Raw genomic sequence first — 13,651 nt, 5'->3', positions numbered from 1 at the left:
AGAGATTTCCTTAGAAAAAGTCGGAGCCTCCTCCCCATGAGCTGTCATCGCTGCTGCTCCAACTGTCGTCGCTCCCCCAACTATCACTACTATCCCAACTATCGCCGCTGTCCCAACTGCTGTCGCTGCTCCAATCACTGTCATCCGAGGAACTCATCATATCATCCGCCTCCCAATGCGCATCATCCATCGCTCTGTTCATATCGTCCGTCATCATCCGCATGCTCTCCTCCGATTCCCACATTGCCTCATCAGTTACCCGCTGCGCCTCCTCTGTCGTCCACTGAGCCACTTCGTCCGACTGCCGCATCGTCTCGAACATCTGCCGCTGCTGCTCATCCTCCATCCATGTCTGCTGTGCCTCTTCCTCCGACGAGCGGAACATACCCATGATTGCCGAAAAGATACTCATACTTTTTTCCTCCTTGATTCCTAACTTCTCTTGTTGACAGGATGTATTATATCCAATCGGAGGAATGAAGTCATTGCAATAAACCTGTGGAGTTCATTGCATAGGAGAAAAATTGCTGTGGGCGCGTTGCCATGCCGTGCGCCATGTCTCGGCGACGGAGCTGCGGAGCTCCTCGGGCGCGAGCACGATGGCGGCGGCACCGAGGGAGAGGATGTGGCGGCGCACCTCCTCGTAGTCGAAGTCATAGTAGTGGATGGTGAGGAGATAGCTGCCGTCCGCGCTGTCGACGGCGGCGTCTTTTTCGTAGCAGGCAAAGATCATAAAACAGCGCTCGACGGCGTTGTTTCGCGGCAGAACCCGCATGCGGAAGCTGCGGCGCCTGCCCTCCAAAAATCCGCGAAAGTCCGCCTCGGTATCTGCGGGGATGGGCGCATCGAGCACGTGCAGTGTGCGGATACTGCGGAGGTTCAGCTTGACCGCACGCATCTCCACCGTATCCCAGACGATCGCGCGGAAGCGATTGCTCTGCGCGTCGTATTCCAGACGGCAGGGCGCAGCTGTGTGCGCGTGGCGTTTGCCGCGGCCGTCGATGTTGACGTAGGAGATCATGTGTCCTGTGGTCAGCGCCTGCCAGAATGAGGCGAGCGTCGTTTGGAGTGCGGGCAGATCATCGCCCTGCTCCCGCTCTGCCTGCCATATATGTGTCGGGTAGGCAGGTACGTCGGCGAGGCGCGTGCACAGCTTTTCGCGCAATTCTCTGGGGAGAAGGAAAGCTGCCGCGGGATCTGTGAGCATGGTTTTCAGCCAGCGCAGCTCATCCGTAGTCGGGCGATGGGGAACGGGGAGATCTGCTGCGAGGACTGCTCTGCCCGCCTCGTCGAAGGAGAAGACCGCGTCCGTCAGCGCTGCAAGACGCTCCTGACTCAGGTGATCCACGAGGTCGAGCCCCTCCATCTGTCCGAGGCGGCGCAGGATGTCTGCGCGCGAGAGTCCGGCGCCCGCATGAACCTCGTTGCAGAGGAGGCAGAGCCAGAGGTATGGATAGGAGTGAACCTCATGAAAGAGCGGGCTGTATGCCATAGTTCTTCAGCGCCTCCTCGGCATCATCTCTCATGCGCCGGGCCAAACACGGCGAGGCATCGTCTGCAATACAGATCCACGGGTGAAAGGTGCGGATCCACGGGAGCAGGCTCAGATCGTCCGCAATCTCTACGGCGGCGTAAAAGCAGCCCTCTCCTTCCGTGAAGACGGCAGTGGGGAAACGCGCGCGGATGCGCTGTGTGAGGCGCGCGCGGTGACGTTCGCTCTCATAAAAGAGCGTGAGTGTCAGCGTATGCGGGGGCGGTGCGGGGCACGCAGCAGCGCATATAGGCTTTGCGGGAGCAACGCGCTCCATGCAGTCGATACGGAACCGGCACGTCTTTGTAAACGCGGCAGATCCCCTCCGCTGTATGGCTGCGCACATATACTGCCGCCCCGTGTGAAAGTCGGTGATGATCTCCTGCGGGACAGCGATCGTCTCACGATTCCGATAGGAGAAGGTGACGGCGCATTGCTCCTCGATGGCCGTGATGATCGTATGCAGCACCTCGTCGTCGAGAATGCGCGTGATGGGGCTGTGCTTGATCTGGACGGGGAGAAACGGCTCCGCATCCTCCGGATATAGGCAGCGGAGTGTCGCCGCGAGGAAGTATCCGGGCACGGAAAGGACGGCGACAAAGCGATAGAAGCCGATGGCGTAGTAGAGCGTGCGCCGTTCGTCTGCCGTGAGCTCCGCGAGCGGCTGCTCCGCCATGGCGTAGCAGAGGGCGTTCCCTCGCATTGTGCGCCGCAGAATCCCGAGAGACTCCAGCTCACCCAACTGGCGAAACACGGTTGCAGGGCTGACCTTCGGCGCAGCCTCTGCCTGTTGCTCGCTGATCGGCAGCAGATCGTACGCACGGACAAGCGCCGTTTGGCGCATTGGTTCCTTTGCGGTGGCGAGCGTCTGGAGGAGAAAGATGAGTGAGGCGATTGCCCGTCCCGTGAGCGCCTTGATCTGATAGGTACGCGCGAGGAAGTTGCCGGCGAGCTGATAGGGATCGCTGCGCAGTCCGTGGATCTCGCGGCGTGACTGCCGCGCGGAGAGCAGCATCTCCCCCGGCAGACAGAAGCATACGCGCGCCCAGTTGTCCTCGGCGCTGCGCGTGCTCTGTCCAAGACGCTGCGCGAGTGCCTCCTTGTCGTAACAGCCGTAGGAGACGAGGCGCAGAAACGGGCGCAGCGTGTCATAGTCGCCGATGAATTTGTTGAAGCCGGTGCCCATGCCATCCCCCTCTCATTTTTACCATTATAACATGCGAGATGTGCAGGCGTGAAGAAAATCTGCATTTTTATGAAAATCCAGAAAATAGGAGTTGACAAGGCGTTTTTCTCATGATAATATACGAATCTTTCCCGTCACAGGGAAGCAGATGTATACACCCCACGGATGGGGCGATGAAGAAAGGGATGTGATTTGATGTTGGATGCATTTGCAGAGTGGTATTATTATCATTACATTGAGGTCTTTACGCGGCTGTTCGGTACGACGCCCGACACCGCCCTTGGCACGGCGATCAGGGTGCTCACGATGCTCGCGTATCCGATCACATGGTATCTCACGCAGAATCGACGCTGTCAGCGGGGATGGGCAGCTGCGAAAAAGTATGTGACGCCGGCTGTGCGCCGGGCAGCGCACCGAGGAGAGGAATAAGGGACACTCCCTACGGATGGGGAGGAGATTTACAAAGGAGATGTATGGAATGAAGAAGTATATATTTTCCATGGGGCTTATGTTTGGGCTTTTGCTGGCAGCGGCGCAGCCGTTCTCGCCTGCACAGGCGCACTTTATGACGAGCGCGGAGGAGCGCGAGATCGGTGCAGCTGCGGCGGAGCGTACGGAGGAGAAGTACGATGTCGCGTGGGACGATGACATCGTCGAGATCCAGAAGCGGCTGATTGAGTGCAACCCCACGCAGCTCAACTGGAATGACGGCAGGCACACGCGCTGGCTGGCGCCGATGAAGCTGTACCATTCCGATCATCCGAATGCATTTATGCTCCGGGGCGGGTATTCGTATATGGCGGATTCGATGGTGAACTTTATGAACACTTATCAGAATGACGGCTATACGAATAGTAACAACCTACGCCCAATGAATAGGTCAAATATTTATAATACGTCGTCTGTTGCTTTTGTGATGGGGCACGAGTTCGGGCATTGGGCTGGAAAAGATCATCTTGAGGGTTATGATAAACAGTTTGGTTTGAATCTACTTGTTGGTATCTTTGGTGGACAGGCTGGATCTGTTGGTGGCGCTCTCGCTCAGAGTGCTGGTGTGAACCTTGTTGATACACTTATTGATCGTCAGATGTCGTTCAATCAGGAGAAGGGTGCTGACGAGTGGGGGATTAAATTCCTTGAAAACGTTCCTGAGTATTCAACTGGTGGAGCGTTAACGAAGTTTTATAGGTTCATGAAGCTTGAAGAGATTCGTTATCCCGATGGAAAACGCCCTAAGAATTTCCGAAACCCTCATCCTGAGACACAAAAGCGTTTTGATCGCGTGGCAGATTATATTAAGAAAAGTTCGAATGGGCGGGTTGGTGTTAATAGTTATGGAAACGTATTCTTAGACAGAGTACACCTTGATATTCCTTCACGTATGGATGTTGCTGATGTAGAACGCAGCTTTTACATTGCAGGACAGATTGCTGCGGCAATTAAAAAAGATATTTTTCATCGTGAAAACATAAGCGTTGTTGCACCGAGCGAAAGTCGGTATGGATATGATCCAAACATCCCAAGAATGAGTTATGTTGTGTTTTCGAGCAAGGATGGTTCAGAGGTTAAGATCCTTGATTTGATTGCATACGATAAGACGCGATCTTATGAAGAGAATCTTAATAGCAGCATCTATGGTAAAGCTGAGATTAAGATGATGGATCAGATTATTGGTCTTATGGAGGAGTACGATCGTACGCATCCGCGCAGAAGGTGATTGACAGAATATGGATGCAAAAAGGCTGCGAATTCGCTTCGCAGCCTTTTTGTGTTAGAGTACGATTGTCTCGCGCTTTCCAAGATCGAGGTTTACGACTGCCTCTGTCAGCGTGATCTCGTAGAGGATGAGGTCGTCGCCGACGGCGTTGATGAACTCGCGCACGCGCGGGCATTTCTCCGCAAAGACATCGGCGAGCTCGTGGATCGTGCGGGCAGATTTGACCGCGTGTCCCTGTGCGCGGATGTGCTCCATCGTGTTGTTGTGCGGCACGGTGCTGAAGGCGATGTTTGGGTTAGCGGCAAGCTCGACGACCTTCTCGTTGTCCTTCAGCGTGGCGAAGTAGACGCGATGCTCCTTAGATGCATAGTAGAAGTTTACAATGCGCACATGCGGCAGCCCGTCCGTCATCGTCGCGAGTGCAATCTCGTACTGCTCGCGCATCATGCGCTCGAATTCTTCCCTCATGTTCATTTCTCTTCCCTCTGTTTCCTTACTGTGGTGCTTTTTCCGTCCGTATCCCGCGGACATAGGCATATCTCGGCGCGCCGCTCCCCGCATCGGCTGCCGCAATGCAGAGGTCGACTTCGCCCGTGCCGAGCTCTGCAAATGGGATCATAACCGTCTGTTCGTAGCCGATGATGATGCGTGTGCTGTCTGTGAGCGGTCTGCGCTCCACCTCGGTATAGGAGAGGTCGCGCCCCGTCTCCGACACGCTCCGATACGTCAGCAGATTCCACGCGGGGTAGCCGATGAAGCGGGTCTTCACGTAGAGGTGCTCTCCACGAAAGACCACGCCCTCGGGCAGACGGTTCGGGTACGCCTCCTCGGCAGGGATCCATACGGTCTCCTCTGCGCGGAGCGCGATGGGTACAACCTGCGTGAGCGCGGGTGCGGGCGCGGCGCTGACCTGCGCCGCAGAGGCGAGGCAGAGGAGAGCGAACACGGCGCAGAGCGTACAAAGTATTTGACGCATACAACCTCCTTTATTGTTTGTGACTAGGACAAAAGTTCGATCTGTGACTGTATTGTATCACAGAACTGTGGCATTTTGAACATATAAATACGCCGGCAGGATGCTGCCGACGTGTTTAGCGTATGATTACGAGGATTTCTTCCCGCTCAGTACCACCTTACTGAAGAGGGCGAGGATGGCAAGGAAGACGATGAGGCCGAGCATCTCGGCGGTGTCGGCGAAGTCGCTGCCGACCATCGCGAGCGGATTCTCGTCGCCGCCGTTCGAGACGGAGAGGACGATGAGTCCTGCAAGCAGGACGCCGACGATGGACTCGCCGACGATCAGCCCCGAGGCAAAGAGCGTGCCGCGCCTGAGACCCGTCGCCTCCGCCTCCGCACCGCCCGTCTTGCGCAGGTGGCGATTCAGGAAGTAGCCGAGGATCGCGCCGACAACGAGCGGTGTCTGGATGACGGGCGGGAGGTAGATGCCCATGCCGACAGCGAGCGGCGGTAGGCAGAGATTGCGCGTCGTGCGCTTGAGGAAGAGGTCGATGAGGACGAGCACGATGCCGACACCGATGCCAATGTAGATGTATTCCCACGCGAGCTTGCTCGAGAAGATGCCCTGTGCAATCGTCGTCATGAGTACCGCCTGCGGTGCGGAGAGCGCCTGTGCCGGATCCATGCCCTCGCGCGGCATTGCACCGGGGAAGCCGTATGCCTCGTAGAGGAGGTTCAGCACGGGGGCAATGACGAGCGCGCCGACCACGCAGCCGATGAGCAGCGCGACCTGCTGACGCCAGGGCGTTGCACCGACGAGCCAGCCCGTCTTGAGATCCTGCATATTGTCGTTCGAGATACACGCAATCGCGAGGATGATCGAGGTTGTAAAGATGGCGGTCGCCGTCGCAAACTTCTCGCCGCCGGGCATGTCAAAGATGCCGAACGAGGCGCAGAGCGAGTACATGACGAGGGAGGCGACGATGATACCGAGGATGCCGATGCCCGAGATCGGGCTCGAGGATGTGCCGACAAGCCCTGCCATATAGGCACAGGCAGCGGCGACGAAGAATCCCATGAGCACGGCGACACCGACGCCGACGATGGTGAAGATGAGTTTCTGACTCGGTGGGATGTTCTCGGGGCTGACAAAGACGTAGAAGATCGCGAGAAGTCCGATGACCGTCACACCGAAGACGAGCGCAATGCTCTTCATCGTCATGTCGATGTCCATGCGGTGCAGACCCCTTTCCGCGTCATCCGCGCGTGCGCCTGCGATGGATTCCTTCACGCCGTCGATGACGGGGCGGGCGAGGGTGATGAGCGTCCAAATCGCTGCGACGCCCATCGCGCCTGCGCCGATGAGGCGTACCTTCTGCTGATAGACGGCTCCTGCAAATTTTTGGAGGGTCATGCCGTCGGGCAGAGCCTCCGTCATGGTGAAGTAGGGGACGAAGCCCGCCCATGCGATGCCGATACCCACCAGCATGGCAAGTCCACTTGCAATGCCGATGAGGTAGCCCGCACCCACGAGCGCGGTGGAATAGCCGAGCGGCAGCTGGGTCATGCCGCGGCCGACGTGGAACCACGCCGAGAGCGAGCCACCGAGCACCTGCAGACCGTTCGTTAGGAATGCGATGATGCCCGCGACGGCACTGCCTGCGAGGATTTCCTTCAGACCTGAGTCTGACTTGCCGTCCTCCTTTGTGTGGCTGCCGACCTTTAGAATCTCAGCAGCGGCAACACCCTCGGGGTAGGCGAGGTCGCTGTGCACGACCATTGCGCGGCGCAGGGGAATCGTGAAGAGCACACCGAGACAGCCGCCGCACGCCGAGACGACGAGCGTCTGCCAGAACTCGAAGCCCTGCCAGTAGCCGATCATGAGCATACCCGGGATGATGAAGATGATGGCGGACAGCGTTCCCGCCGCCGACGCCTGCGTCTGCACCATGTTGTTCTCGAGGATGTTCGCGTCCTTTGCCATCTTGAGCACTGCCATCGAGATGACCGCCGCCGGAATCGCGGACGAGAACGTCAGACCAACCTTGAGGCCGAGGTAGACGTTCGAGGCAGTGAAGATGATCGTGAGGATCGCGCCGAGCAGCATGCCGCGCACGGTCAGCTCAGGGAGTCTGAGCTCGTGCTGCATGAACTCGTTCTGCGAATCTTTCATGCGATAACCACCTATCCTTTTCTTCGGTAAATTGAAAAATAACATCAGTATTATAGCATAGAAATCTGGAATGTAAAATCACAGATTCTTATGTATACAGAAAATTTGCGAAAAATAAAAACTCTGGACAAAACAAAACCGCCGACAGGCTTTCTCGTCACCTGTCGGCGGTCATGAGGAAAATACGGGAAGTGATAGGTAACTCTCTTGCATCCAAACGATCTTTGCTTCGTTCCTCTCCGCAGCTAGCATGTGGTGGGGAACTTTCCTCCAAAACGCTGAAAAACAAAACGCTGAGAAACTACCTCGACGTACATGCGGCACAGACGCCACGACTCCACTCGTGGGAAAACGATCTCATATCTGTGTCCTATACGCCCCTGCGCCCGTCCTCTGCGGGCTGCCGCATCCTCCTTGCCGCACCTTCGCTCGGCACCTCTTCCCATCACGTGCTAGGACGCTGTGCACTCGTGCGGACAACCCTGCGGCCACTCAATGACCCATCGGAATCTCCTCCCAGTCCGTCGGGGAACTCCGGCCGTGCCGGCTCCGCTCAGCCAGCGAAGCTGCACCGCCGTAATCCCTCTCCAACAACCGTCGGTCAACACTGTGGAAACTCCGGAGAACTCTGCCCACACGCTTACGGATCGTATGGACGCTGCCTGTCCTGAATCAGGCTGCTACGAATCCTCCTTAACTATCTTTAGTATAGTCAAACTTCAGAAGATTGTCAATACCGTGCTGAGAAAAACTTTATTTTACGAGGATTGACAAATTCTCCGTTTTGTCATAGGATAAACATATATTTTTTATATGAAATAAAGGAGATGGGGATATGGCATATCATCTGTGGAATGTTCTGGACGAGCTGAAGTCCGACGCGTATGAGTGGGTGGATCTGACGCATCCGCTGAACAACGACAGTCCGTATTGGGCGGGGATTCCGGAGGGATCGGTGGAGCTGTCGAAGACCTGCTTTGACTGGGGCAATCCGATGCTCGACTGCCTGATCCAGACGTTCAAGTTTCCGGGGCAGTTTGGGACACACATCGACTTTCCGGGGCATTTCGTCCGCAACCGTCCGCTTGCTGAGTCCTACGGGGCGCAGCACATGCTCTATCCGCTGTGCGTGATCGACGTGACGGAGCAGGTCGCGCGCGATGTGCACTATGCGGTGACGGTGGAGGACATCAAGGCGTACGAGGCGAAGTACGGCGCAATCCCAGACGGTGCGTTCGTTGCGCTCTACACGGGGTGGAGCAAACATTGGCCGGATATGGATGCGATCTCCGGCACGGCGGAGGACGGCAGTGAGAACTTCCCCGGCTGGTCGATGGATGCGCTGAAGTACATCTACGAAACGCGCAATGCAGCGGCGAGCGGGCATGAGACACTCGACACGGACGCCTCGGTGGAGGCGGCAAAGGCGGGGGATCTTGCGTGCGAGCGCTATATCCTCGACAAGGGGAAGCTGCAGGTCGAGGTGCTGACGAATCTTGACCGCATTGCACCTGCGGGCGCGCTGCTCTTCGTCGCGTGGCCGAACATCGAGGGCGCGACGGGGCTGCCTGCGCGCGTGATTGCGATTACACCGAAGAAGTAAAGATAGGCACGGGACTGCTGCATGTTAGAGTGGCAGTCCTTTTGTTTGCCCTGCGCACGGGTATATTGGCAGGAGTTTTACTGTTGTGCGTCGAATTTTCAATCGAATATATCTATTTTAGGAGAAGAACGATTGCACAGCGAATACTTGGATATTGAGAAAAAAATCGAGTGCGGCGAGCGGTTGACGCGCGAGGATGGGCTGCGGCTCTTTGCGTGCCGTGACATCGCATGGATCGGTGCGCTTGCCGACCGCGTGCGGCGCGAGAAATGCGGCGATATTGTCTACTACAACGTGAACTGTCACGTGAACCTCACGAATATCTGCCTTGCGCACTGCAAGTTCTGCGCGTTCGGACGCGATGCCGAAGACAAGGGCGCCTATGAGATGAGCGTGGAGGATGCGGTGGCGCACGTTGCGGATGCGATGCGTGATCCGCATCTGGCGGGGCTGCACGTCGTGAGCGGTCTGCACCCGGACTGGACGTTCGAGGACTATCTTATGCGTCTCAAAGCTCTGCATGAGGCATTTCCAACGCTCTACCTGAAGGGCTTTACGGGCGTGGAGATCACGCATTTTGCAAAGAGTTCGGGGCTCTCGGTGCGCGAGGTACTCGTGCGTCTCAAGGAGGCGGGGCTTCAGTCCATCGCGGGCGGCGGTGCGGAGATCCTGACCGACCGCGTGCGCGAGGAGCTATGCCCGAACAAGGCGACGGCAGACGAGTGGCTCGAGACGCACCGCACGGCGCACGAACTCGGCATCAAGACGAATGCGTCGATGCTCTACGGACACATCGAGACGCACGAGGAGCGCGTGGAGCATATGATGCGTCTGCGCGATCTGCAGGACGAGACGGGCGGCTTTCAGACGTTCATCCCGTTCCCGTTCCTGCCGTCGAATACGGAGCTCGGGCGGACGGTGCGGCAGACGTCGATGTGGGACGATCTCCGCACGATTGCGATTTCGCGTCTGATGCTCGACAACTTTAAGAACATCAAGGCGTACTGGGTCATGCTGACCGTCCCCGTGGCGCAGGTCGCGCTGTGCTTCGGTGCGAACGATATTGACGGCACAGTGCACAAGGAGACAATCCTGCACGATGCGGGAGCAAAGAGTCCGCGCGCTCTCTCGGAGGATCATATCATCCGCGTCATCCGCGAGATCGGGCGTACGCCCGCCGCGTGTGACTCGAACTTCAATATTATTGAGACGTATTGAGGTTCTGCCAATATGTCCCGAGCGAAGGAGGAAGGGCAATGTCTGACACGGCATATGAGGAGCGCATTGTCCGCACGCTTGCGGCGTTCCAGAGGAATCGCTACGATGTTGCACGCTTCGCAGAGCGCACGGCTGCGGCGGACTATCTCGCCCGCGAGATTCGCGGCAAGCGTGTCGGCTTCGGCGACTCCGAAACGCTGCGCGCCCTTTCCCTCTATGAGCGGCTGAGTGAACACAACGAGGTCATCGACCCGCCGCGCGCGGGGCACGTCGGCGGCATCGAGGCATTTCTCGCGGCAGGGCGAGAGGCGCTGATGACGGATGTGTTCCTGCTCTCAGCGAACGCCATCACGGAAGAGGGGCAGATTCTCAACATGGACGGTGCGGGCAATCGTGTCGCGGGCTCGCTTTTCGGGCATGAAAAGACCTACTTCGTCGTCGGCATCAATAAGCTCGTCCCCAACATCGAGGCGGGGATTGCGCGCATCCACGAGATTGCCGCTCCGCGCAATGCACACCGCAAGGGGAAGAAGACGCCCTGCGCAAAGGACGGTATGCGTTGCTACGACTGCGCGGCACTCGAACGCATCTGCAACGCCCTCACAATTCACTACAAGAAAATGAGCTACCGTCCGATGGAGTTGGTGCTGATCGAGGAGGAATTGGGGCTGTAAAAGCAGCAAAATCAACACATTGGACACAAGAAAAGGCGGCTTTATGCCGCCTTTTCGTATGATGTTATTTACTCCTCCGCCTCATCTTTCGGGTTGCCGTCCTCATCGAGCGGGATGTAGACGGGATTCTCCTGCCACGGGTATTGATACACGAGTGTGACACTGTTGTCGAGCTCGAAATGCACGGCGGTGAGGACGCCCGTGCCCTGCTCGTCCGTGCGGCTCGCCCAGCGCCCGTCGTCGAGGCGTGTCTTCTGCGTGCGCAGCCATGCAGGATCGCGCTTTGAGATCCCTGCCTCGTTCATGCGGAAGACGAGCTGCACCTGCGTGTCGCCGACGGGATAGTGGAAGCTGCAATAGGGCGCGTTCTTCTCGTAGTCCTGCGGGTCGGGGCGGAAGAGCTGACGGAAATAGGCAAGCCCCGCTTCGTTCACGCGAATGCACGCGATGACGCGCTGCTTCTCGTACATATCCTCCGTCGCATCTACGGTTGGGTGCGGTGCGAGCTCCTCTCCCTCAGCCGTCGCCTCCTGCAGTTCACGGTCAAAGTTGGGATCGATCCAGTGGTAGGACATCTGCTCGATGGTTGCACCCTCCTCGATCTCACGTGCAAGCGTCAGAAATTCATGATCGTCCGGCACGAGCGCAAGCCCCTTTGCCACGGCGTCGAGTGCACCATCGCGGTCACCAAAGTGAGCGCGCAGCTTGCCGAGTTCAAGATAAACCCACGGATAGTCCGGCTCCTCGCGTGCGCCCTGCTCGGCATAGCGCAGCGCATCGTCCAGCCGCCCGCAGTGCATGAGCGCGACGGCGTAGCGATAGTAGTACGTGCCGCACCCACGCGCATTCGCCTCTGCTGCCGCCAGATACATTGTGCTCTGGTAGTAGTACGCATAGTCGTCGATGTTGTTGCACGCATAGGCGTACCAGAGGGCGATTTGAAGATCGGCGAGCGCCTCCTCGCGCGTAAAATTCCCCTTGATGACGCCGTTGCGGATGTAGCCGTCGAGATAGTTCAGCATCTTGTAGAAATAGCCGCTCGAACCCTCGTCCATCGCTTCGAGCTTCCTGACTGCGGCGGCGGAGAGCAGGGACTTTGCGGGCGTGCCCGCATTCTTTTCGCTCTCGTCTTCTGTTCGGTCAAACAGGGTAACAGGCTGTGCATCGCGGCGGAAGGAGTGGAAGACCGCCCAAGGCAGCTCACTCTGCTCGAGGTGCGCCTTTGCCGCATCCAGTACCGTCTGCGCATCCCACGCGAGGAAGTCCAGATAGCCGACCTCCGTCCCTGTCGCGGCACCGAGGAGGCAAAAGGCATCACCGTCCGCAGCCTTCGTGACCGCCGTGATAAGATCATCGCGGAAATCGAGAATAGCTTGTGCGTCACCGTCGAGTGCGCCCATCAGCGGATAGGCGATAAAGCCAGCCACAATCCCGTCCGCATGGTAGTCGTCCACGAGCTTCGGGTCGCCGGACAGATAAGTGCTGATCGCGGAGGGCAGGCGTATGAGGCCCGTATAGATATCGTCACGCCAAGTGAGCTCAGAGCCGGTGTCCGGCTCACGCTCGTAGGCAAGGTATGCGTTATCGAGATATTCCTCCGCGTCGTTTGTGAGGGAAAGGCCCTCTGCGCGGAGGGCATCGGGCAACTCTCTGAGCGTGACCGACGCACCCTCTTGCGGCGTGTCGACGATATCGAGATCGTGCAGAAGCCGCATGGCGGCAATCTCGCCGAGCGTCTGGTCGAGGAGCAGGGTGAGCATCCACCACACTCTGTTTTCGTCCCTCTGCAGGAGCGGCAGGAGCTTTTTGCAGTAGAGCGTGAGCGTGACTTCCGACTCTTCCGCGCGCTCATAATAGACCGTGACGTCCTTTGCCTCGACGCTGTCCTCCTTCGCACGCAGGGCAAAGCCGACGGATGCCGCGCGTCCGACGCGGATGTTCCAGTGCTCCAGCACAGAGGCGGGAGCTTGGCGTGCAAAATAGACGAGCGCGAAGAGTTTGCGGCGCTCCCCCTCGGGCGAGAGGATCAGCTCGTATTTCTCCGCGCTTTTCCCCATCTCGAACGACACGTCGTCAAAGGCAATGTGCAGGATGTCTCCGCAGCGCGCGATCATCTCCTCGCCCTGATCCTCCGCGTCCATCAGCGCGCGCAGGTCTGCCTCCGCCTCCTCGAATGCACTCCATGCTTCCGTGACACGCGTGCGGAATGGCCGTTCAAAGAGCGGCAGCGTGATGCGCTCGCGGCACGCCTCAATCAGCTGCTCCGTGTCCGCATCGCCGGGGAGTGCGGCGAGCGCCGCTTCGAAGTAGGGCAGGGCACGCCCCTCCTGGTCGAGATAGTAGTAGGCATAGCCCATGCGGAAGTTCCAGAGATGATCGCCCTCGAAATGCTCTGCGTGCGGTTTGAGGAGTTCGATTGCACGCTCGTAATAGTCCCTCTGCCCGAGATCCGCTGCATTGTTGTACGCGCGCGCCAGCTCGGAGTCCGTCTCCGGCGTGCGCTCCTCTGCGGGCAGCGCCTCAAGCGCCTCGATGATCTTTGTGAATTCGTTCGCCTCGTGCCAGACTTGGCACTGCTCCAACAAGGTCATA

12 protein-coding genes are annotated in these 13,651 nt (G+C 58.0%); 5 read left to right on the top strand and 7 right to left on the bottom strand.

Going from position 1 to position 13,651, the window contains the following annotated elements; all coding sequences use genetic code 11:
• Positions 1-10: 10 nt before the first annotated feature.
• The 3 genes from H1B31_RS01830 to H1B31_RS01820 all read right to left on the bottom strand — a co-directional run bounded on the left by H1B31_RS01830 (position 11) and on the right by H1B31_RS01820 (position 2,717).
• Entirely contained in the window at positions 11-412 is a 402-nt protein-coding gene (locus H1B31_RS01830; RefSeq protein WP_185980667.1) for a hypothetical protein, read from the bottom strand.
• Between the two features lie 93 nt (positions 413-505).
• Positions 506-1,492: a WCX domain-containing protein gene (locus H1B31_RS01825; RefSeq protein WP_185980666.1), complete on the bottom strand. Its 987-nt coding sequence runs from the start codon at positions 1,490-1,492 to the stop codon at positions 506-508.
• On the bottom strand, positions 1,467-2,717 hold the full coding sequence (locus tag H1B31_RS01820) for a WYL domain-containing protein (protein WP_185980665.1): 1,251 nt from the start codon (positions 2,715-2,717) through the stop codon (positions 1,467-1,469). The genes H1B31_RS01825 and H1B31_RS01820 overlap by 26 nt, the downstream gene beginning before the upstream one ends.
• 195 nt (positions 2,718-2,912) lie before the next feature.
• Between H1B31_RS01820 and H1B31_RS01815 the strand changes: the two genes are divergently transcribed.
• The gene (locus H1B31_RS01815) at positions 2,913-3,146 is read left to right on the top strand and encodes a hypothetical protein (RefSeq protein ID WP_185980664.1); all 234 of its coding nucleotides are present in this window, start codon (positions 2,913-2,915) and stop codon (positions 3,144-3,146) included.
• A gap of 49 nt (positions 3,147-3,195) precedes the next feature.
• A complete protein-coding gene (locus H1B31_RS01810; protein ID WP_226372121.1) occupies positions 3,196-4,434 on the top strand; it encodes a M48 family metalloprotease in 1,239 nt (412 codons plus the stop codon).
• Positions 4,435-4,488: 54 nt separating this feature from the next.
• Here the strand turns inward: H1B31_RS01810 and H1B31_RS01805 are convergent, their stop codons facing one another.
• The 3 genes from H1B31_RS01805 to H1B31_RS01795 form a co-directional block, all read right to left on the bottom strand.
• Positions 4,489-4,908 (bottom strand): pyridoxamine 5'-phosphate oxidase family protein, encoded by a 420-nt coding sequence (locus H1B31_RS01805; RefSeq protein ID WP_185980662.1) that lies wholly within the window; start codon positions 4,906-4,908, stop codon positions 4,489-4,491.
• Positions 4,909-4,927: 19 nt separating this feature from the next.
• Positions 4,928-5,410, bottom strand: coding sequence for a DUF4879 domain-containing protein (locus H1B31_RS01800; protein WP_185980661.1), 483 nt, complete (start codon positions 5,408-5,410; stop codon positions 4,928-4,930).
• Between the two features lie 126 nt (positions 5,411-5,536).
• Positions 5,537-7,564, bottom strand: a complete 2,028-nt coding sequence (locus tag H1B31_RS01795; RefSeq protein ID WP_185980660.1) for an OPT family oligopeptide transporter — start codon at positions 7,562-7,564, stop codon at positions 5,537-5,539.
• Positions 7,565-8,399: 835 nt separating this feature from the next.
• On the opposite strand from H1B31_RS01795, the gene H1B31_RS01790 reads away from it, so the two are divergent.
• The 3 genes from H1B31_RS01790 (at position 8,400) to H1B31_RS01780 (ending at position 11,059) form a co-directional block, all read left to right on the top strand.
• Entirely contained in the window at positions 8,400-9,167 is a 768-nt protein-coding gene (locus H1B31_RS01790) for a cyclase family protein (RefSeq protein WP_185980659.1), read from the top strand.
• Positions 9,168-9,299: 132 nt separating this feature from the next.
• Complete coding sequence (mqnE, locus tag H1B31_RS01785; protein ID WP_185980658.1) at positions 9,300-10,385, top strand: aminofutalosine synthase MqnE; 1,086 nt, start codon at positions 9,300-9,302, stop codon at positions 10,383-10,385.
• A gap of 38 nt (positions 10,386-10,423) precedes the next feature.
• Positions 10,424-11,059 (top strand): LUD domain-containing protein, encoded by a 636-nt coding sequence (locus H1B31_RS01780; protein ID WP_185980657.1) that lies wholly within the window; start codon positions 10,424-10,426, stop codon positions 11,057-11,059.
• Positions 11,060-11,127: 68 nt separating this feature from the next.
• Here the strand turns inward: H1B31_RS01780 and H1B31_RS01775 are convergent, their stop codons facing one another.
• Positions 11,128-13,650, bottom strand: a complete 2,523-nt coding sequence (locus H1B31_RS01775; protein ID WP_185980656.1) for a tetratricopeptide repeat protein — start codon at positions 13,648-13,650, stop codon at positions 11,128-11,130.
• Between the last annotated feature and the right edge of the window lies 1 nt (position 13,651).

Source organism: Selenomonas timonae (genome assembly GCF_014250475.1).
Lineage (GTDB): Bacteria > Bacillota > Negativicutes > Selenomonadales > Selenomonadaceae > Centipeda > Centipeda timonae.
The sequence above is the reverse complement of the archived record's forward strand: the minus strand, read 5'-3'. Positions and strand labels throughout refer to the sequence as shown.

What these genes read in the sequence shown, in the direction of transcription:
- H1B31_RS01830 (WP_185980667.1), bottom strand. Translation starts at nt 412, where the DNA reads ATGAGTATCTTTTCGGCAATCATGGGTATGTTCCGCTCGTCGGAGGAA.
- H1B31_RS01825 (WP_185980666.1), bottom strand. Translation starts at nt 1,492, where the DNA reads ATGGCATACAGCCCGCTCTTTCATGAGGTTCACTCCTATCCATACCTC.
- H1B31_RS01820 (WP_185980665.1), bottom strand. Translation starts at nt 2,717, where the DNA reads ATGGGCACCGGCTTCAACAAATTCATCGGCGACTATGACACGCTGCGC.
- H1B31_RS01815 (WP_185980664.1), top strand. Translation starts at nt 2,913, where the DNA reads ATGTTGGATGCATTTGCAGAGTGGTATTATTATCATTACATTGAGGTC.
- H1B31_RS01810 (WP_226372121.1), top strand. Translation starts at nt 3,196, where the DNA reads ATGAAGAAGTATATATTTTCCATGGGGCTTATGTTTGGGCTTTTGCTG.
- H1B31_RS01805 (WP_185980662.1), bottom strand. Translation starts at nt 4,908, where the DNA reads ATGAACATGAGGGAAGAATTCGAGCGCATGATGCGCGAGCAGTACGAG.
- H1B31_RS01800 (WP_185980661.1), bottom strand. Translation starts at nt 5,410, where the DNA reads ATGCGTCAAATACTTTGTACGCTCTGCGCCGTGTTCGCTCTCCTCTGC.
- H1B31_RS01795 (WP_185980660.1), bottom strand. Translation starts at nt 7,564, where the DNA reads ATGAAAGATTCGCAGAACGAGTTCATGCAGCACGAGCTCAGACTCCCT.
- H1B31_RS01790 (WP_185980659.1), top strand. Translation starts at nt 8,400, where the DNA reads ATGGCATATCATCTGTGGAATGTTCTGGACGAGCTGAAGTCCGACGCG.
- H1B31_RS01780 (WP_185980657.1), top strand. Translation starts at nt 10,424, where the DNA reads ATGTCTGACACGGCATATGAGGAGCGCATTGTCCGCACGCTTGCGGCG.
- H1B31_RS01775 (WP_185980656.1), bottom strand. Translation starts at nt 13,650, where the DNA reads ATGACCTTGTTGGAGCAGTGCCAAGTCTGGCACGAGGCGAACGAATTC.